This is a genomic window from Flavobacterium faecale (assembly GCF_003076455.1).
GTDB classification, from domain to species: Bacteria; Bacteroidota; Bacteroidia; order Flavobacteriales; family Flavobacteriaceae; genus Flavobacterium; species Flavobacterium faecale.
This window is the reverse complement of sequence record NZ_CP020918.1, coordinates 917,541-937,550: the sequence shown is the minus strand read 5'-3', so window position 1 is coordinate 937,550 and position 20,010 is coordinate 917,541. Positions and strand designations below refer to the sequence as shown.

Below are 20,010 nucleotides of genomic sequence, written 5' to 3'. Positions count from 1 at the left end.
TAATTTTTAAATCAAAAAAAAAACATCATGAAAAGCACCATAGTAAAATTCACCGCAAAACCAGAACACGCACCTAGTTTTGCAGCAACTTTAAAAGAAGCGCAAGCGGCAACACAAAAAGAAGCTGGAAATCACGAAATTAAAGTTTTTGTATCGAAAGCTGATTCCAATGTGTTTTTTGTGTACGAACGTTGGGCAGACAAAGCAGCCATCGAATCTCACGATAAAGAGCCTCATACGCAAAAGTTAATGCAAATAGGCCAAACAGCCTTGGCAACGGCACCCGATTTTTATTTTTTAGGAGATACCAATCCGTTACCAGATCGTTCTAAATCTGCAAATGCAGATGACGAACTGTTCATCATTTTCTTCATCTTTAAGTTCGATCCAAATTATAGAAAGCAAATTTTAGCCCAATTTGAAGATCATATTACCAACACTCGAAAAGAGGAAGAAGGAAACATCCTGTTCGATTTATACACTGTTGACGGGCAAGAAGATACCTTGGCTGTTTATGAACATTGGAGAAAAGAATCTGATGTTTGGGATATTCATTTTCATCAACCGTACGCCATGAAAACAGGAAAATTGTTGGAAGACACTGTAGATGGAGATTTAAAACAATACATGAATTTTGTAACAGAAATATAATTTAGTTAAAGATGAAAAATATAATTACAGCAATAGTTTACGGATTTATAGTATCATTTGGAATTCAGAATGTTTCTGCTCAAGAACCAAGTATGAGAACTTTTAATGAAAATATTAAAGCAGTACAATTGAAAAAAGGTACTATGCAAATTTTTGATTATGGAGAAACGAAAGTTCACGTTTATGAAACGAAAGGCTTTTTTAATACTCACGCTTTTTTTATCGAAAAGAAGGGAAAAGGGGTATTGATTGAAACACCTCCAATGAAAGATAATTACAAGGAACTAGTGGATTATATTGTTGGCTTGGGTTATAAAGATATTGATGTAATGGTTTCGTATCATTTAATTGGAAAGCACTTTTTTGATACGCACAAGCTAAAATTCAATCATATCTATTCTAATCAAGAATCTTTGGATTATATGAAGAATTCCGGAAATGAATCGCTATCTGTCTTGAAAAAAGTCTCAGGACAAGATCTTGACGAAACTACAATTGTACCAACCGATTTATTAAAGGCGGGAGCTCAAGAGATTTCAGGGATTCCATTTGTTATTACGCCTACCGGTTTTGGTTTTGATGTAGAAATGCCAGAAATAAAGGCGGTTCACTTACATATGGTTGGGCACGATAACCATACTATGATTTTCAATACTGAATTTATAGATACGGTAATTAAAGAGCTTGCTGCTTTTCAAGAAAAAGGATATACCACCTATTTCTCTTCACACAGTGCACCGGAAACTTCGGGAGACGTAACCATTAAAATCAACTATCTTAAAGAAATGAAAACACAACTTTCTGCGGCTAAGAATGAAGAAGAATTCATTCAGAAAATGGATAAAGCCTATCCTAATTTTGGATGGAGAAATTACCTGTTAGGAAGTGCAAAAATGTTATATCAAAAAAAATAATCAACTTAATAGCCCAATCCCTAAAGTATAATTCCGAATTCGATTTTCAAAATTCAATTACATCGTGAGCACTTAGATTATTACAAAAATAGTCTCAGCTTTTTTATTATCGGTAAATGACGAATTACTATTATACAGTAACTAACTCGTAGTGAATTAAATACGATCTAGATTGCAGCGTTGCAACTGCGTACCTTAAAAAGTATACAACATTCAAGAATTAGTATAAATTTTGAGTCTATAGTGTTGCTTATCTTTGTGCTAGACAAATTGTTAGCGTTTGTTTATAGATTTTAATTATAAAATCAGCAAAGAAATAACCACTTACATTAAATAAAAATACCATGGAAAACAAAATAAACACTCAAATACCTGATCCGGTAATTTTCAATAGAGATAGAAACAACAAAAAGCAGCGACCTTTTATAGTAGATAAAACGGAATATCCTTTTCAAAGTAATTGGTTCGAAAGAGACGGAGTTTCTATGCATTATATTGATGAAGGCGAAGGAATTCCGATTGTATTGACGCACGGAAACCCAGATTGGTCTTTTTTGAATCGAAATATTATTAAAGAACTTTCTGGTGAAGCTAGAGTAATCGCTTATGATTTACCTGGTTTTGGTTTTTCGGACACACCAGCAAATTATGGTTTTACGCCACAAGAGCATGCACAATGGATTAGTGCTCTTCTTTTTGAACATTTAAAACTAGATAAGTTTATTATTGTTGTTCAAGATTGGGGAGGTCCAACAGGTTTATCTGTTGCTACTAGTAATCCTGATAAAGTGTTGGGAGTTGTGATAAGCAATACTTGGGCTTGGAAAGCGGAAGGTAAAATGGTCGAATTCTCCATGTACATGAGAACGCCAGAAATGCAAACAAAAATTATAGACGAAAACTTTTTTGCAACTACATTAATGCAAGGCTCTATTAATTCCAAATCAAGCAGTAACAAAGCCATTACAGATGCATATTCAATGGCTTTTCCAACCAAAGAGTCTAGAAAAGGAACCGCTGTTTTTCCGGCAGAAATTACCTTGGCAGCTGATTGGTTAGAAGATTTAGAAAGCAAGCTAAATACACTTCAAGACAAACCTGTTGAATTTATTTTCGGATTAAAAGATGATACAGTTGCTTCACAAGATATTCAAGATAAATGGCGTGCTATTTTTCCTAAAGCACCAGTGCAATTGTTACCTGAAGCAGGTCATTTTACACAAGAAGACAGTCCCGAGAGTTTTGTTTTTTCATTGAGGAGAATTCTAAAAAATATAAACTAGATTAAATGGCTGCTTCAACTGATTATTTAGACTTTATTTTGGATCAATTGTCCAATTGGAAAACGATTCATTACAAACGAATGTTCGGTTGTATAGGTCTGTATGCAGACGACTTGATGTTCGGAATTGTTTCAAAAGAACTACTCTATTTCAAAGTAGATGAAAGCAATAAAGCGGACTATCTAGCAGCTGGTTCTGAAGCTTTAAAACTTTTTAAAAATAACAGTGTGGTCGCTTCTTTTTATGAAGTTCCTATCGAAATTCTGGAAGATGCTAACCAAGTTATTGCTTGGGCTAAAGTCTCTTTAGAAATTCAAAAAAGTAAAGATAAGAAATGAAAGTAATTATAACAGGAACCACGGGTATGGTGGGACGAGGCGTTTTAATAGAATGTTTAGAATCTCCAAATGTTCAAGAAGTATTGGTCATAAACCGAAGCTCTTTGCAAATGCAGCATCCAAAATTGAAAGAAGTTATTCATAAAAACTTCTTCGATTTCAAAGCTATTAAGGATCTATTGCAAGGGTATGATGCTTGTTTTCACTGCATGGGAGTTTCCTCAATTGGAATGAAAGAGGAAGAATATCATCGTTTTACCTACGGAATAACGGAAGCATTGGCTAAAACGCTTTATACTATAAATCCACAAATGGTATTTAACTATGTATCTGGTGAAGGCACTGATAGTACCGAAAAAGGAAAATTGATGTGGGCCCGTGTAAAAGGTAAAACCGAGAATATGATTTTGAATATGGGCTTTAAAGATGCTTATATGTTTCGACTTCAATTAATTATTCCTTTGAAAGGCATAAAATCAAAAACATCTTGGGTAAATGCATTCTATTTTATCGCTCGTCCGTTTTTTGGACTTTTAGAAAAAAAGAAAAATAACACCACAAGTGCCAACGTTGGTCTCGCTATGATTAATAGCGTTCTTTTTGGAACCGACAACAAACTTTTAGAAAATGAACAGGTTAATAAATTAGCAAAAAAGTATAAAATAAAATGAAAAATTCAAACAACATGTTTAAAAAATTAGTCCTTATTACAGGTATTTTTAATTTTCCAATTGGTCTTGGAATGTTCTATCAGGCAATGTCAAATCCCACAGCTGATACATTTATTACAGGTGCGGTAACAGGTTCTTTTATCCTTTTTGCTGGAGCAGCACTTGTTTGGGCTTCAAATGATATTCAAAATAGAGCGTCTATTATTGTTTGGAATGGTTTAGTACGGCTTATAGGGTTTTCGTTGGTGCAATATGCTTCCGCAAATTTTGAGGGAGTCGCTACAGAGATGGTGGCTATCTCATTTATGGACTTAGTTTTAGCTATTGTTTATATCGTTGGTAGTGTAAAAGTTACTGGAATACCATTTTCAAAATTAATAGTAGGAAGAACTAATTAATAAAATTTTAAAAATCAAATACAATGAAAAATAATATAGAAGGTAAAGTAGTAGTAATTACAGGCGGAAGTAGTGGATTAGGAGAAGCTACAGCACGTTATTTAGCTGAAAAAGGAGCCCAAATAGTTTTAGGCGCTCGAAGAATTGAAAAATTAGAAAAGATAGCGAAGGATATCAGAAAAAGTGGAGGAGCAATTGAAGTTTTAAAAACAGACGTTACCAAAGCTAATGAGGTAAAGGCATTAGTTAAAAAGGCAATTGACAGTTTTGGTAAAATAGATGTAATGATAAATAATGCAGGCATTATGCCATTAGCACCATTAGCTGCACTTAAAGTAGACGAATGGGATAGCATGATTGACGTAAATATCAAAGGGGTGTTATACGGAATTGCTGCAGCATTACCAGAATTTCAGAAACAAAAATCAGGTCATTTTATAAATCTTGCATCCGTAGCCGGATTAAATGTGAGCCCAGGTGGAGCTGTGTATAGTAGTGGGACTAAATTTGCAGTAAGAGCTATTAGTGAAGGCTTACGAAAAGAAGTAGGTAAGGACATTAGAACCACCATACTTACACCAGGTTTAATTGATTCTGAATTGCAACTAGGAAGCTCAGACGAGGCTACTTCTCAGTTTGTACAACAAGTATATAAAGATGCTATTCCTGCTATTTCTATTGCTAAAGCTGTCGCTTATGTTATTGAGCAACCTGATGATGTAGATATTAATGAGTTGGTAATTCGTCCTACAGTACAGGAATTTTAATGATATAAAATCTAGTATGAAAAAAACCTTAGTTATAGGAGCAAGTGGGCAAATAGGAAAAATACTTGTTGAAAAATTGCTCCAAGAAGAAAATTCTGTAGTTGCCTTGGTTCGTAATGAACAGAAAGGGCAAGAACTTAAAAAACTAGGTGCAGAAATTGTAGTTGGAGACCTTGAAAACGATTTTGAACACGCTTTTAAAGATTGCGATAAAGTAGTATTTAGTGCTGGTTCTGGAGGTAATACAGGTTACGATAAAACACTTTTAATAGATCTATGGGCAGCCAAAAAGGCTGTTGATTATGCTATAAAAAATGATATACAGCATTTTATTATGGTAAGTGGTCTGGGTGCTGGTGATCCTAACGAGTTTGTATCTGACTTAAAACCATATTTAGTAGCGAAGTATTTTGCCGATTATTATTTATTAGAAAGTGGTTTAGCGTATACGATTTTACAACCTGGTAGTTTAATCAATGAAAAAGCAACGGGTTTAATTAGAACTACAAGATCTGAAAATTTTAAAGAGCTAGTCATTCCTAGAGAAGATGTCGCTAATGTAATTGCGTATTGTCTAGAAAATAACGACACAAAAGGCAAAACAGTTGAGTTATTTAGTGGAAAAGAGTCTATTCAAGAATCTTTAAGTTAATGAACCAATAATTCGTCCAACAGTACAAGATTTTTAGAATAGAAATGCAAAACTACCTTCAAGAAATAGAAACAAACACTTCTAAAGCAGGTGAAACCGTTCCTTTACAAAGGAAAGCTTTTAATGCCGGCTTTAGTTTTAGCCTTTTAACTTTTAGTGAACAACTAGAGATATGGGATTATATCTGGACGAACACAAAAGTGTATAGAACAGAAATGTTTTGTTTGTATTTCTTGGAGGAGCATATTAGAAACAAAGAAGAAATGTTTGCTTCTTGGTCGACGATTAAAGTATGGCAAGACAAAATTAATCGTTGGGAAACAAGTGATAGTATTTCAAAAATATACGCGCAATTAGTAGAATATGATGCAGAACTAATTTTGCCAACGTATAAAAAATGGAATACTTCTAGAAACCCATGGCATAGAAGACAAAGCATAGTAGGTTTACTTTATTATAGCGCACATAGAAAACACTATTTACCTTTTCAAGTACTTATAGATTTGGTAGTACCTTTAATTTCTGACAACGCTTATTATGTAGAGAAAGGAGTAGGTTGGACACTTAGAGAAATAGGAAATATATATCCTAAAGAGCAGGAAGAATTTCTATTTGAAAATGCAACTAAAATTTGTGCTTATGGATATAGTGCAGGTACAGAAAAATGGGATAAAACAAAACGGGAAAAACTGAAGCAAATTAGAAAAGTGGGAAGAGTTTTAAACCGCAAAAGTTCAATTTAAAAATTTAAAAAGTAAAAAAATATGACAAACAAAAAACAGATATCAGCAGCGTTTCCTTTTGAGTCTAAATTTCAAGAAGTATTAGATTCTAAAATGCATTATGTAGATGAAGGAGATAAAAATTCAGAACATACTTTTTTACTAATACACGGTAATCCTACATCAAGTTATTTATGGCGTAATATTATTCCGTATGTAAGTGCCTTAGGTCGTGTAGTTGTTCCAGATCTTATTGGAATGGGTAAATCTGACAAGCCAGATATAGACTATACATTAAAAGATCATATTGCTTATTTAGATGCATTTGTTGAAAAGTTAGGGCTAAAAAACGTCATTCTAGTAATACAAGATTGGGGTTCTGGTTTAGGTTTCAATTATGCCAATCAGCATAGAGAAAATGTAAAAGGAATTGTGTTTTTTGAAGCTATGGTTCAAGTTTCTTATTGGAAAAATACGACTAAAGAGACCGAAGCACTATTCAAAAAATTTCGTGACCCTGTAGAAGGACATGATATGATCGTTAAAAACAACTTCTTTATTGAAGCTATGCTACCCATGATGGCGGGCAGAGAATTAACTCAAGAAGAAATGGACCATTATCGAGCGCCTTATTTGGAAGAAAAGAGCCGTAAACCACTGTTTATGTGGCCTAGTCAAATTTCGTTTGATGGTGTTCCAAAATTCACTACAGACATTATTAATTCATACAATGAATACCACAAAAATTCTGACGTTCCTAAGTTGTTATTCTATGCAGAACCAGGTCTCATAATTAATCGAGAATTAGGTGAGCATATAGCTGCAACTTGGAAAAATATTACGGCAGTAGATTTAGGTGAAGGAAAGCATTATCTACAAGAATCGCATCCACACGAAATTGGAGAAGGTATTGTAGATTGGTATAAAAAAACACTAAATAAATAAAAAGATAAATCTAGATTTTAGTTTAAGCTTTTCTGTTATAATTGAAAATAACAGCTTACAACTACATATGAAAATAGCAGTTTAGAGCAAGTTTTACAATTTTGTTCTTTTCTTCTATATTTGTTTATAAACCGAGAATCATTAATTGCTGTTAACGCAAATACCTTATAGCCCCAAAGGCTTTAACTTTATACAATGTAAAAATGGAAAACAAAAAGGAAGAAAGTAAAAGCACATTTTTTAAGATTAAAACGATTAGTCAATTGCATGATGTTTTAGAATATGAAAAACCATGTCATCCTTTAATTACTGTTTTAGATTTGTCCAAAGTTGCTTTTACTGATGAAGTGGTGCATAAAAAAGTGACTGTCCCTTTTTATAATATTACTTTAAAAACAAAAACTTCGAACGCATTTAAGTACGGTCGAGACTATTTTGACTTTACCGAAGGAGCACTATTTGGAGTAGGACCAGATCAAGTAATTGAGATCGATTATATATCCGAGAAAGGCGAAATGGAAGGCTGGTCACTTTATTTTCATCCGGATATAATACGTGGTTCTGGATTAATGGAAAAATTGACAGACTATGGTTTTTTTGGCTATGACACCAACGAAGCGCTTCATATTTCGGATAAAGAAAAGCAAACGCTAAATGGTATTGTTCTAAAAATCCAAGAAGAGTATAGCGCAAACCTAGATGAGTTTAGTCAAGATGTTTTGGTTTCGAATATCGAACTGTTATTCAATTATATAAAACGTTTTTACAACAGGCAGTTTTTGACTCGAAAGTCCCAAAACACAACGGTTCTTAGTCAGTTCAATGGTTTACTAAAGAGCTATTTTGAGTCGGAAGACATTCGTTTGAATGGCTTGCCTAAGGTGCATTATTTTGCCGAAAAACTGCATCTTTCAGACAGTTATTTGAGTGATTTATTGAAAAAGGAAACCGGTAAAAATACGCAAGACCATATTCATTTTTATATGATCGAAAAGGCTAAAAATTTATTGATTAATACGAATAATTCCGTTTCGGAGATAGCATTTAATTTAGGTTTCGAATATCCGCAATACTTTAGCCGATTATTCAAAAGCAAAACAGGACAAACTCCTGTGGCGTATCGCAAGCAGTTGAATTGATCCTAAAATTTAAAATAAACAAAAAAAAGGCGTTTGATTAAAATATCAAACGCCTTTTTCTATTTTCAATATTGATTAATAAGCATCAACAAAAAGTACTTGACCAGTGATGAAACCATCAACTGAACGCTCAAAAGCTTTCCCTACTAATCTACCAGGAACAGGTTCAAATCCAGGCATCATTTCACCATAAACATCCCAAGCTTCTTCTAAAACCGTTGGATTTATAGAGTTGATACGAATACCGCGAGGCATTTCAAAAGCTACACATTTAACAAACGTATCTATTGCGCCACTTGTAGTTGCATCGGCAATTGCAAACGGAATTGGTTTTGTATTTAAAATCCCTGTAATTAGCGTGAACGAACCTTTATCAGCAATGTATTCTTGACCAATACGTACAAGATTAATTTGCCCCATCATTTTACTCATAATGGTAGTCATCCATTGTTCTTCGGTCATTTCAGTGAAATTAGCATATTCACAAACTCCAACAGTATTTACTACGGCGTCAAAATGTCCAACCTCTTTGTATAACTTTCTTAAAGATTCCTCACTTGTGATGTCTACTTGAAAATCGTAATCAGCAGCCGAACGTCCTGCAGTGATTACTTTGTGTTTTCCTAAGCCGCTTAATGCTGCTTGACCCATTTTTCCGTTTGCTCCTATTAAGATTATCGTTTTCATATATTTTTTGTTTTAAAGTTATATGCAAATTTATGAAGGACGTAAAGAGTAGGACTAGGACATTTGTCTAATAAGTAATATTGGCCCTAATGCGGCTTAGATGCCTTTGGGTAATTCCTAAATAGGAAGCAATGTGTTGCAAAGGTATTTCTTGTATCAGTTTGGGTTGCTTGTTCAATAAATCTAAGTAACGTTGCTGTGCCTTATCTTTTTGATGGTTGAAAATCCAACTCTCAAGATCAACATACTCTTTTTCTGCAATGATTTTTAAAAACTCCAACCATTTGGTATTTGACTTGGCTAACTCTTCCAACTTCTTTTTTGGGATCGAAATAATCTCAGAATCGGAAATAGCTTGCAAGTTTTCCTGAGATTTGTTTCCAGATATAAATGACGAGTACGCCATTAGTAAACTATTTTGAAAAGTAAAGCAATAGGTAATTTGGTCGTCAGCATTCGAATAATAAAAAGACCGAAAAATTCCCGAAACCACATAAGATAGATTGTCGCAAATTTCGTCTTGTTGCAAGAAAAAATCATTCTTTTTTATCGTTTTGTATTCACAAAGAGCTAAGAAGTGGGTGATTTCTTGACTGGTAAATAGATTAAATTTTTGTAGATACTCTTCCATTTTAAGCCTTGTTTTTATGTTTCTCCCAATCGAATGTAACAATGCTGTTAATTCTCTTTTCAATTTGGGCACAATTTAGCAAAATCCATCAAACCATCTCCTTTTAATTCATTTTATGGGATCGAAAAGGTCCAAAAATCGATTGTTGATATAGGAAGTAGTCAATTATATTTTCGAAAAGCAACTTTCAAAACCTTTTGTTAATCCTTTTTGTACTATTCCTCAATGCCACAATTTTTAGTAATTTGCACAAAAAAATAGCGGTTGAAAAACATTCCCAATATATCATTTCAAAGTGTCGAGAAATCAAAAGATTTTGAGTGTTTGAATTTGGCGGACTTATTCGCCAGAATGCCAGACATAGTAGATCACAATCCTACGCAACCGCATCGCATATCTTTTTTTGCTTTATTATTAGTAACCAAAGGATTGGGTACCCATCAAATAGATTTAAAAGAATACGATTTAAAAGCAGGAACAGTGCTTAAAATTGCCAAAGGACAAGTACATGCTTTTCAGAAAAACGCAAAATATGAGGGCTATTTGATCATTTTTACCGAAAATTTTGTGGTGAGTCACTTTTCGAAATCTTCGATAAATATGATTTCGCATTTGTACAATTACCATATTTCGTCGCCTATATTTAGTAATGAAGCGGGAAATAGAATCTTTTTGGACCAATTAATCGTAGAGGTAAAAAACGAAAACCAGTACGCCAAAGAAAACATAGTTGCTGCTTTACTCAACTTATACTTATTGCGATTGGAACGGCAGTTTAATAACACCTTAGAAAACAACAATTCGAACCATTACGCTATTTTTATTCAGTTCAAAAACTTGGTTGAAGACCATTATACAAGCACTCGCAACGTAAAAGACTACGCCAATAAATTGTTTATTTCGACCAAACATTTAAACCAAGTAGTCAAAGAATTCACTTTGAACACCGCTAAACATTTCATAGACGATTTTGTGATTCTCGAAACCAAAAGAGCGATGGTGAGTTCGAATAATAGCCTTAAAGAAATTGCCTTTGCAGTTGGTTTTGACGAGGTAACCAATTTTACCAAATTTTTTAAAAAACATACCAATCTCACTCCCAAAGAGTTTAAAGCTTTGTAGTAACCCAATTTTACCATTTTATGCGTCATTTGCTTAAAAATTAGCACGCAGATTTTACTAATTTCAGCAGATCATTTATTTTCATCTGTGAAATTTTCTTGTATTTATAGAGGCACGAGCTTAGTTGCAGATTAATAGTACTCATTACCATAAAATAAGTTCAGTCGCATATTTACCATTTTCAACCGAGGATTTACCTTTATAAAATGATTAAATAAAAAGAACTTTGTATAAAATAAATTAAAAAACATGAGTCAAGTAGCAGTTTGCCCAACCTGTGGCAACAATTCTAAAATTAAAGAAGTTAACGGAGAAGTAACTTTTCTACCCATTCAAGATGAAGAATTGATCAAAAAAATAGGTCAATTAAAAAATGCGATGGAAAAATTCAAGTCAAAAGCCGAAGCTTTAGAAAAAGAACTAGAAGCTTTTAAATCAAATAAATAAGAGTATGAATTTAGATCAAAATAAACAAAATGCCATTGCTTTTTACAAAATGGCATACGAGGGAAACCCCGTTCAGGCGGTCGCCTTATATGTGGGCGAAGATTATATTCAGCACAATCCAATGGTGGGTGATGGGCCTCAGGCATTTATAGCTTATTTTGAGAGAATGCAAAAAGAGTTCCCTGTAAAAACCATTGAATTCGTTCGCACCATTGCCGAAGGTGATTTGGTTGCGCTACACACGCATCAAGTTTGGCCAGATGAGGACGAGTATGTCACAATGGATTTCTTTCGTTTTTCTGAGGATGGAAAAATAGTGGAGCACTGGGACAGCATTCAGCAAATTCCCAAAACGGCATTGAATGCTAACAAAATGTACTAAGAAGCAGCAAATGAGTTTTATTAAAAAAAATTATGGTTGGATGATAGTCGCACTAATTGGTGTTTTGCCAATCATCCCGCTTTTAAACTTGGTTACCCTAAACTTCTCCGATGGTTTTTCGATTAATTTGGTAGAAGGAACCGCTGGCGAAGGGAAGTCTTCCCTAGAAATGCTGTACCATATCTCAGGAGAATTTGCCATTAGGTGGATGACCGCCGTGCTTACTTGTACGCCCTTTTTTATCCTGTTTGGAGTCAACAATTTATTTGTGCGCCAAGCCATGGGTATCGCAGCAGCAGTTTGGAGTTTTATTCATTTTATTATCTTTATTTGGGCCGAAGGATTTGCAGAAACCTTTACCGAAGCCAATTATATAGCAGGTTTCATAGCTGTATTGATTTTGATTCCGTTGTTTTTTACTTCGAATAGAAAAGCGATGAAGAAATTAAAAAAGAACTGGAAAAAGATTCAAACCTATGCTTACGCAGCCATTATTTTGAGTTTACTACACGTACTACTTCTCGAAAAAACTTGGCTTATTTACGGAATAATTGTGGGACTGGGTTTCATCATCCGATTACCATTCGTAAAAAATAAAATTTTTGAATTTCGAAAATAAAACAATTATTCTTGGTTAAGAATAACTTTGAATATAATGGGATGCAAGTTTATTTTGAGTAGTAACAGAAGTTTTACTAGCTTCCTTTTACAGTGTAATTATGAAAGTTATTACCGAAATGTTGGTAATTTAAAAGCTTCCAATTTTATAATTTTGCTTGAGTTGCAACAGCAAAAGGCACAAAAAGGCATTCTATTTAAGGCCGTTTTTGTAACTTGCTTGGGCAATTAATCTTTTAAACTTCTAGAATCGAATGAATATTACCAATAAATACAAACAAGTTCGACAAGATACAATCAACTTTTGTAGTCATTTGCAAGTAGAAGATTATTCGATTCAAGTAGTGCAATTTGCAAGTCCGCCCAAATGGCATTTGGCACATACGACTTGGTTTTTTGAGACTTTTATCCTCAAAAATCAGTTCGAAAATTATAAAGAATTCAGCCCCGATTTCAATTTTCTATTCAATAGTTATTACAACAACGTAGGTACTCGAATTTTGCAAACCAACAGAGGTAATATGTCGCGACCGAGTACCGACGAAATTTTGGAATACCGTACTTATGTGGATACCAAAATGCTTGAATTATTAGAAAAGGAAAACGACCCAAAAATACTTGATTTGGTCGTTTTGGGACTAAACCACGAGCAACAACACCAAGAATTATTGATTACCGATGTGAAATACATGTTGGGACACAATCCTATTTTTCCTGTTTTTAACGAAAATTATAATTTGGTTGCCGATACAAATTCGGAGTCAAATTCGATAAAAATCGAAGCTGGAATGTACGAAATTGGATATCAAGGAACCGATTTTTGCTATGATAACGAGTTGGGTGTACATAAGGTATATGTAGCCGATTTCGAAATCAATAATTTTCTGGTTACGAATGGTGATCATATCGATTTTATAGAAAAAGGAGGCTATACCGATTTTAACCTTTGGCTTGACGAAGGTTGGTCTTGGGTCAATTCAAACCAAATAATTGCGCCACTCTATTGGCACAAAATAGAAGGTGAATGGTACAATTATACCCTTGCTGGCTTGCAAAAAGTAGATGTAAATGCTGTTTTAAGCCATATCAATTATTTTGAAGCGAACGCCTTTGCGGAATGGAAATGCATGCGTTTGCCAACCGAATTTGAATGGGAAATCGCCGCAGCAAAACTAGATTGGGGCAAACGCTGGGAATGGACAAATAGTGCTTACTTGGCGTATCCAAATTTCAAAAAAGAAAATGGTGCCGTTGGCGAATACAACGGAAAATTTATGAGTAACAAAATGGTATTGCGAGGCGCATCGGTGGCGACGTCAAAAGAACACAGCCGACCGACTTATCGCAATTTTTTTAACCCAACGGAAAGATGGCAATTCACCGGAATCCGATTAGCTAAATAAGATCATGCAAACGATAACAGATACAGTACAAACGAAGCAGTCAACGGAAGAAAGTTTCCTTGAAACCTTCAAAAATGATGTTCAAAAAGGCTTGAGTGAAAGTCCAAAAACGCTGTCGTCAAAATATTTTTATGATAAAATAGGAGACGCACTCTTTGTCGAAATCATGAATTTGCCGGAGTATTATTTGACACGTTCGGAACACGATATTTTCAAGAATAAAACGCAGGAATTGATTGAAGGTTTTGGTATCGACCCAAATTCGTATTTCGAATTAATCGAACTCGGGGCTGGTGACGGCATGAAAACCAAAGAATTACTGAAAGTTTTGGAGGCTCAAAAATACAATTTTGATTATGTACCAATCGATTTTTCGTCGAATGCGCTCACCTTATTAGAAGCAAATCTAGCGCTAGAATTACCAAATGTTAGTGTACGAACCCAGCAAGGCGATTATTTTGAAGTATTGGCATCTTTGAAAGAGAATAGAAAACCCAAAGTTATTTTGTTTTTGGGTTCGAATATCGGGAATATGAGTGATGCTATGGCGGCCGAATTTGTCTATAATTTGGGAGCCAATCTTCAGGTAGGCGACAAATTATTGATTGGTGTTGATTTAATCAAAGCCAAAGAAATTGTTTTGCCAGCCTATAATGATAGCAAGGGCGTGACAGCCAATTTCAACCTCAATCTTTTGGAGCGAATCAATCATGATTTGGGTGGAGATTTTAATCGAAATAATTTTCAGCATCTACCGGAATACGATGAAGATGAAGGTATTGCAAGAAGCGCTATTGTAAGCACCATCAAACAAAAAGTGACGATAAAAGCATTAGCACAAAGTTTTGAATTTGAAGCAGGTGAAAAAATCCATACCGAAATTTCGAGAAAGTACAACGATGTTTTGATGGCGCAAATTATTGCGAAAACCGATTTTAGCATTGAAACTAAAATTTTGGACAGTAAAAACTATTTTGCCGATTATATTTTAACGAGAAAGTAAAAAATGAGCAAAGCAACCGTTGGACTATTGGGATTGGGAAGTCGCTCTACTTTGTATTACATCAAGGAGCTAAACCGATTGTATAATCAGAAAAAAGGCGGATACAGCACTTTTCCGTTTGTGATGCTTAATGCCGATTTTGATACAATCAATCCGCTTTTGCCTAATACTTCAGAAGCTTTGGATACTGTTGTTCAAACGTATATTGACGAGCTCGAAAAGTTAGCCATTACTACCATTTTGATTCCGAATATAACGCTACATGAAACCATTGACCGCATAGTGATTCAGAAAAAAATCCTTCATCCGCTAACTTTAGCAGTTGAGAAAATAATAGAGCAGGAGTGGAGTACCATTGTTCTATTTGGTTCGCTTCATTCTATGGAATCGAATTACATACGTACGCATTTCAACGCCAAAGGAATAGAAGTTCGACTTCCATCACAAGAAGACCGTTTGTTTATAGATGAATTTCGCAATCAAACTTATGCCGAAACCGAAACCCCAGATTTGATAGCGTCCTACCATTCGATACTAAACAAATACAGCGAAAGTTTGCCAGTAGTACTCGCCTGTACAGAATTGTCGATATTAAAACCAACCGGCAACAATCGAATTATAGACATGGCACAACTTCAGATAGAACAAGCAATTTCACAAACAGAATAACAGTCTCAGATTTACCATTATTTGCCAAAGATTGATATAAACCACAAAGCAGAAAACAGTCATCTTTGTAATAGAATTTTGAATTCGATTATTGATATAAAATCAACTGAAAAAATTCGTGCTCCCGACGCTTCGGGACGTATCCGACCTTTTCAGCCCAATAAAGCTAAAAATTCGTGCAATTATTTTAAGTCCAGATAATTCGTGATAATTTGTGTAATTAGTGTCTAACTTTTTCAGCATAATGAAAGTAATAACAATACGTGTCCGGCTTTTTTTAGCCCAATAAAGCTAAAAATTCGTGTAATAATTTAAGCCCTTATAATTCGTGACAATTCGTGTAATTTGTGTCCCTTTTTTTTAATTTTAGAACCCCTATAATACAACGTAATATGAAAATAGCAGTAACATCAGCAAGTGGATATTTAGGTGCTTCCATCGTCAAACATTTAAGTAACCTAATCGGAAAAGAAAACGTCATCGCCATTGCCCGAACAGTCGAAAAAGCAACCCATTTAGGAGTCGAAGTTCGAAAAGGAGACTACAACAATCGCGCAGAATTTGATGCAGCCTTACAAGGTGTAACTACCGTTTTACTCGTTTCGGGCATGGACGAACCACAAAAAAGAATCGAGCAACACCGCAATGTGATCGAAGCCGCAAAAAGCGCAGGAGTTCAAAAAATCGTGTACACTAGTATTGTAGGTGCCGAAGAAAACAACGCTTTTAGCCCAATTGTTCAAACCAATAGACAAACCGAAAGAGACGTACAAGAATCTGGATTGTCTTGGGTTATTGGTCGCAACGGAATCTACATCGAGCCTGATTTGGAATATATAGACACCTATAAAAAAGACGGCGAAATTCGTAATTGTGCGGGTGAAGGCAAATGTACATATACGAGTAGGCAAGAGCTGGGTTACGCTTACGCGAAAATGCTAGTGGAAGACCAACACAACGGACAAATATATAATTTGGTTGGCAACGGCATAACCCAAGCCCAATTGGCAGCCGACATAAATACGGTTTTTGGAACTGATTTGGTTTACAATTCCGTTTCTGTAGCGGACTACGCAACAGAAAGAAAATCCGAGTTAGGCGATTTTATGGGAACAGTGATCGCAGGAATCTATGAAGGAATTAGAATGGGAGCCAACGATGTTCCTTCGGATTATGAGAAAGCAGCGGGAAGACCCCATATTTCTGCTTTAGAAATGATGACTAATTTTAAAAATAAAGAGTAAGCCTAATTTACAGTCTTTTGAATAAGAGTAAAAGAATTAGTACTGGCTTTTTTTTACAAAAAACTGAAGAGGTTGAGATATAAGTCCGTTCCCTTTGGAGCGGACTTATTTTTTTAGCTTAAAAATGTCAGTACTCTTATGCGGTACCGCCGTTGGCGCCAATATTCTGTCCGGTCATCCATTTTGCTTCATCGCTACATAAAAGCAGCACTATCTTCGCAATATCTTCTGGTTCTCCTATGCGGTTAAACGCAGACATGGACGCTAGTTTCGAAATTATTTCGTCTGATTTTCCTTCCTTAAACAATTCCGTATTGGTTCCACCGGGTAAAATAGAGTTGACGTTGATGCCTCTCTCGCCAATTTCTTTCGAAAACACCCTACTCATTTGCTCAACAGCAGCTTTTGTTGCCGAATAAATACCATATCCAGGCATCATAAGTCGTGTAGTTGATGACGAAAAGTTAACAATACTCCCATTTTCTGCCAATTTGGTAGAAGCCTGTTTCAGCATATTAAAAACTCCTTTTACGTTAACATCAAACATTTTTGTAAAGTCCTCGTCGCTCACGTCTTTTATTAAGCTATTCATCATAATCCCGGCATTGTTAATCAAAATATCAACTTGCCCAAAATGGTCCATTGCTTGATCAAAAAGTTGTGCTGCTTCACTCGCTTTACTAACGTCTGCTTGAATAATTACAGCGTTTCCGCCCTTGTCCGAAATATTTTTAGCAACTTCCTCAGCACTTTCTTTACTTCCGTTATAGTTGATAACCACTTTTGCCCCAGCTGCCGCAAGTGTATAGGCGATTTCCGCACCTATTCCTCTTGACGAACCCGTTACAATGGCTACTTTTCCTTTTAATTGTGTCATAGTAGTGTTTTTTAATTTGTTTCAAATAAAGTAGCTCTTAGTCGTACTGCTTATTGATGATAATTTCAGACTTTTAAGATCTAATTATAATTTCAGATTATCTAAAATTAGTTAATTGTCTGCCTTACAAATTTCTACAAATATTTTCTATAATCAGCTACGGCTTAGCCGAGTTTAACAGCAAATTCTGAAACATTTAAGGTTGTATTTTCATTGTATGTCCTTGCCATTAGCTCCTTTACTTCAATTCTATGCGGTCAATAGTAAAGCAATAATTGATTTTTCGATAGAAATAGTTCTATAGATAAATGTATTATCTTTGTAACCATCAAAAAAAACAGAATACCGTATGCATCCATCTACAATAAAACACCATTCAACCAATGATATTGTTGGACTTTTTGGGGACTTACCTCAAGAATCTGAAGGGCTGCATGTGTATATTTCGAAAAACGAATTCAACGAAATTCCGGTTAGTTATCCCTTTCGAACAGACAATCATACCTTCATGTTAATCCTTAGAGGCGAAGTTCATATTCAGCTGAATCTGATTCACTATGTGTTAGGTTCGAATGAAATGGTGGTTATAAAACCGCACACTGTAATGCATATCTTAAAGATGAGCACCGACTTAAAGTTGGTAGGCTTTTGTTTTTCGAATGAATTCATTCTTCAAAATAATTTTAAAAAGACAGATTATGATGCTTTGAATTTCTTCACAGCAAGCAACATTCCGAAATTAAAATTATCTAAGGAAGAAAGAGTGGCTACCCTTTCGTTGGCTAAACTATTGGCAAAAAATAACCAAACAACAGAGATTGCTTTGCCTTTTCGAAAAGAAATAATTCGACATGGATTTATTACCTTAATGTATCATTTAGCAGCAATATTCAGAACCGCTCATCCTAATCTTGAAGCCGAATTTTCTCGACAAGAAGATCTTACACTACGTTTTCTATCTATTTTGAATCTTAATTTCAAAAAAGAACGCACCGTGCAATTTTATGCCGATGAACTTGCGGTGACTACTGGTCATTTATCCAAAGTGTTGAAAGATGTTTCTGGGAAAACAGCAAGCCAACTTATTGAGGATTCCGTAATCATGGAAGCCAGACTTTTGTTGGAAAACTCTTCTTTAACGATTGCTCAAGTCGCAGACGAATTGAAGTTTAGCGATCAGTCATTTTTTGGAAAATATTTCAAAAAGCAAACCGGTTTTTCTCCTTCTAAATATAAAAATATCTCGTAACACGGTATTTAGACCAATAAACTAAGTGTAGAAACCTATTTATGGTAAATAAGTTACTGTATTTATTTTTAAAATAATCGATATTGACCAAAACTCCCCTTTTTTAGACCTTTTGTAACAGCTAGTATTGTAGCAATTTTGCAGAGTAATTTTTTTAAAATAAATACTCACATAATTGCCACTATGAAACAATTAGCTCTCTTAGCCACTTTTATTTTTTTACTAAATAGTTGTGCCGATAAAAAAGAAACAAAACAAGAAGAAATCGCTGCAAAGGTTAGCGTAAAAGAAATCACCACTACATCTGAAAATGAAACGCTTAACTACAGCGGAACAATCGAAGCAGACAATACTGTTTCGATAGGCTTTGCCGTTGCAGGACGAATCTCAAGCGTAGTTGTCGATGAAGGACAAAGAGTTCAAAAAGGACAGTTACTAGCCTCAATCGATGCAACTACTTACCAAAATGCCTTTTATATCGCCAAAGCAAGCGCCGAACAAGACAATGACAACTACAAAAGATTGAACGGTTTGTACCAAAAAGGAAGCTTACCCGAACGCGATTTTATTGCCGTAAAAGTGGCTGTTGCTCAAGCAAATGCTAATAAAAGTATGGCTGCTAAAAATCTTTCTGATACCAAATTGTACGCTCCTTTTACAGGAATCATCACAACAAAATCGGCTGAAGTTGGCGCCACTGCTGCACCAAGTATTCCTGCATTTACCATCATGAAAACGGATAAAGTGTATGCCAAAGCTTCGATAACCGAGTCAGAAATTGCAAAGTTAAAAATTGGTAAAGCAGCAACGGTAAGCATTGCTTCACTAGACAAAACTTTCAATGGTAAAGTAGATATTTTAAATCCAAGTGCTGACGAATTAACGAGAACCTTTAATGTAAAAGTGCGTTTGAACAACAGCGACAACCAACTTTTGCCTGGTATGATTAGTACCATCAAAATCGAAACAGGAAATGTTGTCGATGTGATTAGCATTCCTTCTGTAGCTATCGTTAGAAATGCAGACAATATCCTTTTTGTCTATGTAGCAGAAAACGGAAAAGCGATTAAAAAAAGAGTCACTGTTGGTGATTTTAAAAACAATGATATCATCATTACTTCCGGATTAAAAATAGGCGATAAAGTGCTAATTGAAGGCCAAAAGAATGTAAAAGAAGGTCAGGCCATTAGCCTTTAAT

General features: G+C 34.9%; 24 protein-coding genes. 21 read left to right on the top strand and 3 right to left on the bottom strand.

Features of this window, described 5'->3' with window-relative positions:
• Window positions 1–27 precede the first annotated feature (27 nt).
• The 11 genes from FFWV33_RS04070 to FFWV33_RS04020 all read left to right on the top strand — a co-directional run bounded on the left by FFWV33_RS04070 (window position 28) and on the right by FFWV33_RS04020 (window position 8,480).
• Window positions 28–651, top strand: a complete 624-nt coding sequence (locus tag FFWV33_RS04070) for a putative quinol monooxygenase (RefSeq protein WP_108739731.1) — start codon at window positions 28–30, stop codon at window positions 649–651.
• 11 nt (window positions 652–662) lie between these two features.
• Window positions 663–1,565, top strand: a complete 903-nt coding sequence (locus FFWV33_RS04065; RefSeq protein WP_108739730.1) for a hypothetical protein — start codon at window positions 663–665, stop codon at window positions 1,563–1,565.
• 344 nt (window positions 1,566–1,909) lie between these two features.
• The gene (locus tag FFWV33_RS04060) at window positions 1,910–2,848 is read left to right on the top strand and encodes an alpha/beta fold hydrolase (protein ID WP_108739729.1); all 939 of its coding nucleotides are present in this window, start codon (window positions 1,910–1,912) and stop codon (window positions 2,846–2,848) included.
• Between the two features lie 5 nt (window positions 2,849–2,853).
• The gene (locus FFWV33_RS04055; RefSeq protein ID WP_108739728.1) at window positions 2,854–3,186 is read left to right on the top strand and encodes a TfoX/Sxy family protein; all 333 of its coding nucleotides are present in this window, start codon (window positions 2,854–2,856) and stop codon (window positions 3,184–3,186) included.
• Window positions 3,183–3,857 carry an NAD-dependent epimerase/dehydratase family protein gene (locus FFWV33_RS04050; RefSeq protein ID WP_108739727.1) on the top strand — a complete coding sequence of 225 codons (675 nt, stop codon included), beginning with the start codon at window positions 3,183–3,185 and terminating at the stop codon, window positions 3,855–3,857. Before FFWV33_RS04055 ends, FFWV33_RS04050 begins: the two co-directional genes overlap by 4 nt.
• Window positions 3,854–4,255: a hypothetical protein gene (locus tag FFWV33_RS04045; protein WP_108739726.1), complete on the top strand. Its 402-nt coding sequence runs from the start codon at window positions 3,854–3,856 to the stop codon at window positions 4,253–4,255. The genes FFWV33_RS04050 and FFWV33_RS04045 overlap by 4 nt, the downstream gene beginning before the upstream one ends.
• Window positions 4,256–4,278: 23 nt before the next feature.
• Window positions 4,279–5,022, top strand: coding sequence for an SDR family oxidoreductase (locus FFWV33_RS04040; RefSeq protein WP_108739725.1), 744 nt, complete (start codon window positions 4,279–4,281; stop codon window positions 5,020–5,022).
• A gap of 16 nt (window positions 5,023–5,038) precedes the next feature.
• Window positions 5,039–5,674 (top strand): SDR family oxidoreductase, encoded by a 636-nt coding sequence (locus FFWV33_RS04035; RefSeq protein WP_108739724.1) that lies wholly within the window; start codon window positions 5,039–5,041, stop codon window positions 5,672–5,674.
• A 44-nt stretch (window positions 5,675–5,718) separates the two neighbouring features.
• Window positions 5,719–6,417 carry a DNA alkylation repair protein gene (locus FFWV33_RS04030; RefSeq protein ID WP_108739723.1) on the top strand — a complete coding sequence of 233 codons (699 nt, stop codon included), beginning with the start codon at window positions 5,719–5,721 and terminating at the stop codon, window positions 6,415–6,417.
• A 21-nt stretch (window positions 6,418–6,438) separates the two neighbouring features.
• The gene (locus tag FFWV33_RS04025; RefSeq protein WP_108739722.1) at window positions 6,439–7,341 is read left to right on the top strand and encodes a haloalkane dehalogenase; all 903 of its coding nucleotides are present in this window, start codon (window positions 6,439–6,441) and stop codon (window positions 7,339–7,341) included.
• Window positions 7,342–7,544: 203 nt separating this feature from the next.
• A complete protein-coding gene (locus FFWV33_RS04020; RefSeq protein ID WP_108739721.1) occupies window positions 7,545–8,480 on the top strand; it encodes a helix-turn-helix domain-containing protein in 936 nt (311 codons plus the stop codon).
• A 75-nt stretch (window positions 8,481–8,555) separates the two neighbouring features.
• Here FFWV33_RS04020 and FFWV33_RS04015 read toward each other — a convergent pair whose 3' ends face one another.
• Window positions 8,556–9,167 carry a short chain dehydrogenase gene (locus tag FFWV33_RS04015; RefSeq protein ID WP_108739720.1) on the bottom strand — a complete coding sequence of 204 codons (612 nt, stop codon included), beginning with the start codon at window positions 9,165–9,167 and terminating at the stop codon, window positions 8,556–8,558.
• 67 nt (window positions 9,168–9,234) lie between these two features.
• Complete coding sequence (locus FFWV33_RS04010; protein ID WP_108742445.1) at window positions 9,235–9,798, bottom strand: Crp/Fnr family transcriptional regulator; 564 nt, start codon at window positions 9,796–9,798, stop codon at window positions 9,235–9,237.
• Window positions 9,799–10,062: 264 nt separating this feature from the next.
• Between FFWV33_RS04010 and FFWV33_RS04005 the strand changes: the two genes are divergently transcribed.
• The 8 genes from FFWV33_RS04005 (at window position 10,063) to FFWV33_RS03970 (ending at window position 16,686) form a co-directional block, all read left to right on the top strand.
• Complete coding sequence (locus FFWV33_RS04005) at window positions 10,063–10,920, top strand: AraC family transcriptional regulator (protein ID WP_108739719.1); 858 nt, start codon at window positions 10,063–10,065, stop codon at window positions 10,918–10,920.
• Between the two features lie 249 nt (window positions 10,921–11,169).
• Entirely contained in the window at window positions 11,170–11,367 is a 198-nt protein-coding gene (locus FFWV33_RS04000) for a hypothetical protein (protein WP_108739718.1), read from the top strand.
• A 4-nt stretch (window positions 11,368–11,371) separates the two neighbouring features.
• Window positions 11,372–11,749, top strand: a complete 378-nt coding sequence (locus tag FFWV33_RS03995; RefSeq protein ID WP_108739717.1) for a nuclear transport factor 2 family protein — start codon at window positions 11,372–11,374, stop codon at window positions 11,747–11,749.
• Window positions 11,750–11,759: 10 nt separating this feature from the next.
• Entirely contained in the window at window positions 11,760–12,368 is a 609-nt protein-coding gene (locus FFWV33_RS03990; protein ID WP_108739716.1) for a ferric reductase-like transmembrane domain-containing protein, read from the top strand.
• 253 nt (window positions 12,369–12,621) lie between these two features.
• Complete coding sequence (gene egtB, locus FFWV33_RS03985) at window positions 12,622–13,770, top strand: ergothioneine biosynthesis protein EgtB (protein ID WP_108739715.1); 1,149 nt, start codon at window positions 12,622–12,624, stop codon at window positions 13,768–13,770.
• 4 nt (window positions 13,771–13,774) lie between these two features.
• On the top strand, window positions 13,775–14,773 hold the full coding sequence (locus FFWV33_RS03980) for an L-histidine N(alpha)-methyltransferase (RefSeq protein WP_108739714.1): 999 nt from the start codon (window positions 13,775–13,777) through the stop codon (window positions 14,771–14,773).
• 3 nt (window positions 14,774–14,776) lie between these two features.
• Window positions 14,777–15,442, top strand: coding sequence for an aspartate/glutamate racemase family protein (locus FFWV33_RS03975; protein WP_108739713.1), 666 nt, complete (start codon window positions 14,777–14,779; stop codon window positions 15,440–15,442).
• Window positions 15,443–15,834: 392 nt separating this feature from the next.
• On the top strand, window positions 15,835–16,686 hold the full coding sequence (locus tag FFWV33_RS03970) for an SDR family oxidoreductase (RefSeq protein WP_108739712.1): 852 nt from the start codon (window positions 15,835–15,837) through the stop codon (window positions 16,684–16,686).
• 136 nt (window positions 16,687–16,822) lie between these two features.
• On the opposite strand, the gene FFWV33_RS03965 is transcribed toward FFWV33_RS03970, so the two are convergent.
• Window positions 16,823–17,563 (bottom strand): SDR family oxidoreductase, encoded by a 741-nt coding sequence (locus tag FFWV33_RS03965; protein WP_108739711.1) that lies wholly within the window; start codon window positions 17,561–17,563, stop codon window positions 16,823–16,825.
• Between the two features lie 349 nt (window positions 17,564–17,912).
• Between FFWV33_RS03965 and FFWV33_RS03960 the strand changes: the two genes are divergently transcribed.
• The gene (locus FFWV33_RS03960) at window positions 17,913–18,812 is read left to right on the top strand and encodes a helix-turn-helix domain-containing protein (RefSeq protein WP_108739710.1); all 900 of its coding nucleotides are present in this window, start codon (window positions 17,913–17,915) and stop codon (window positions 18,810–18,812) included.
• 183 nt (window positions 18,813–18,995) lie between these two features.
• Window positions 18,996–20,009: an efflux RND transporter periplasmic adaptor subunit gene (locus FFWV33_RS03955; RefSeq protein ID WP_108739709.1), complete on the top strand. Its 1,014-nt coding sequence runs from the start codon at window positions 18,996–18,998 to the stop codon at window positions 20,007–20,009.
• Window position 20,010: the final 1 nt, after the last annotated feature.

What these genes read in the sequence shown, in the direction of transcription:
- FFWV33_RS04070 (WP_108739731.1), top strand. Translation starts at nt 28, where the DNA reads ATGAAAAGCACCATAGTAAAATTCACCGCAAAACCAGAACACGCACCT.
- FFWV33_RS04065 (WP_108739730.1), top strand. Translation starts at nt 663, where the DNA reads ATGAAAAATATAATTACAGCAATAGTTTACGGATTTATAGTATCATTT.
- FFWV33_RS04060 (WP_108739729.1), top strand. Translation starts at nt 1,910, where the DNA reads ATGGAAAACAAAATAAACACTCAAATACCTGATCCGGTAATTTTCAAT.
- FFWV33_RS04055 (WP_108739728.1), top strand. Translation starts at nt 2,854, where the DNA reads ATGGCTGCTTCAACTGATTATTTAGACTTTATTTTGGATCAATTGTCC.
- FFWV33_RS04050 (WP_108739727.1), top strand. Translation starts at nt 3,183, where the DNA reads ATGAAAGTAATTATAACAGGAACCACGGGTATGGTGGGACGAGGCGTT.
- FFWV33_RS04045 (WP_108739726.1), top strand. Translation starts at nt 3,854, where the DNA reads ATGAAAAATTCAAACAACATGTTTAAAAAATTAGTCCTTATTACAGGT.
- FFWV33_RS04040 (WP_108739725.1), top strand. Translation starts at nt 4,279, where the DNA reads ATGAAAAATAATATAGAAGGTAAAGTAGTAGTAATTACAGGCGGAAGT.
- FFWV33_RS04035 (WP_108739724.1), top strand. Translation starts at nt 5,039, where the DNA reads ATGAAAAAAACCTTAGTTATAGGAGCAAGTGGGCAAATAGGAAAAATA.
- FFWV33_RS04030 (WP_108739723.1), top strand. Translation starts at nt 5,719, where the DNA reads ATGCAAAACTACCTTCAAGAAATAGAAACAAACACTTCTAAAGCAGGT.
- FFWV33_RS04025 (WP_108739722.1), top strand. Translation starts at nt 6,439, where the DNA reads ATGACAAACAAAAAACAGATATCAGCAGCGTTTCCTTTTGAGTCTAAA.
- FFWV33_RS04020 (WP_108739721.1), top strand. Translation starts at nt 7,545, where the DNA reads ATGGAAAACAAAAAGGAAGAAAGTAAAAGCACATTTTTTAAGATTAAA.
- FFWV33_RS04015 (WP_108739720.1), bottom strand. Translation starts at nt 9,167, where the DNA reads ATGAAAACGATAATCTTAATAGGAGCAAACGGAAAAATGGGTCAAGCA.
- FFWV33_RS04010 (WP_108742445.1), bottom strand. Translation starts at nt 9,798, where the DNA reads ATGGAAGAGTATCTACAAAAATTTAATCTATTTACCAGTCAAGAAATC.
- FFWV33_RS04000 (WP_108739718.1), top strand. Translation starts at nt 11,170, where the DNA reads ATGAGTCAAGTAGCAGTTTGCCCAACCTGTGGCAACAATTCTAAAATT.
- FFWV33_RS03995 (WP_108739717.1), top strand. Translation starts at nt 11,372, where the DNA reads ATGAATTTAGATCAAAATAAACAAAATGCCATTGCTTTTTACAAAATG.
- FFWV33_RS03990 (WP_108739716.1), top strand. Translation starts at nt 11,760, where the DNA reads ATGAGTTTTATTAAAAAAAATTATGGTTGGATGATAGTCGCACTAATT.
- egtB (WP_108739715.1), top strand. Translation starts at nt 12,622, where the DNA reads ATGAATATTACCAATAAATACAAACAAGTTCGACAAGATACAATCAAC.
- FFWV33_RS03980 (WP_108739714.1), top strand. Translation starts at nt 13,775, where the DNA reads ATGCAAACGATAACAGATACAGTACAAACGAAGCAGTCAACGGAAGAA.
- FFWV33_RS03975 (WP_108739713.1), top strand. Translation starts at nt 14,777, where the DNA reads ATGAGCAAAGCAACCGTTGGACTATTGGGATTGGGAAGTCGCTCTACT.
- FFWV33_RS03970 (WP_108739712.1), top strand. Translation starts at nt 15,835, where the DNA reads ATGAAAATAGCAGTAACATCAGCAAGTGGATATTTAGGTGCTTCCATC.
- FFWV33_RS03965 (WP_108739711.1), bottom strand. Translation starts at nt 17,563, where the DNA reads ATGACACAATTAAAAGGAAAAGTAGCCATTGTAACGGGTTCGTCAAGA.
- FFWV33_RS03960 (WP_108739710.1), top strand. Translation starts at nt 17,913, where the DNA reads ATGCATCCATCTACAATAAAACACCATTCAACCAATGATATTGTTGGA.
- FFWV33_RS03955 (WP_108739709.1), top strand. Translation starts at nt 18,996, where the DNA reads ATGAAACAATTAGCTCTCTTAGCCACTTTTATTTTTTTACTAAATAGT.